Raw genomic sequence first — 517 nt, 5'->3', positions numbered from 1 at the left:
GACAGATCCCTTTACTGTCAAGAAAACGATGGTAGGCCTCATGTTGGTATTGCCAACCTTGGTCGCTATGGAGAATAGTATTGGGATAAGCTTCCTTAGGAAAAGCCTTTTCAAGCATGGATTTAACTTGCATCAGGTTGGGAGAATGGGACAAGGTAAAGCCGATAATTTCGCTGTTATAACCATCCAGAACAGGCGACAGATAGAGTTTCTCAGAGCAATTTGGCAGAGCGAACTCAGTCACATCGGTATAACACTTCTCAAAAGGTTTAGACCCCTCAAATTGCTTGTTAATCAGATTTGGAGCCTTCTTCCCCACCTCCCCCTTGTAGGACTTGTATTTCTTGCGCTTACGGATGCGTGCAGACAGACCTAACACCTGCATCAAATGTTGCACTTTCTTATGATTGATGCTATAACCACGATTGCGCAGTTCTAGATGAACCCTGCGGTAACCATAATTGCCCTTATGATCCTTAAAAATTGCTTGTATCTCATTCTTGATGTCCCTATCTTT

1 protein-coding gene is annotated in these 517 nt (G+C 43.1%); it reads right to left on the bottom strand.

The window, feature by feature from the left end; genetic code table 11:
* Positions 1-517 (bottom strand): IS3 family transposase (locus AC5FEC_RS10440; protein ID WP_493662115.1); only part of this gene is annotated, 517 nt, incomplete at both ends.

This window comes from Streptococcus sp. STC1396, assembly GCF_058933875.1.
This window is presented reverse-complemented; position numbering and strand designations above follow the sequence as displayed.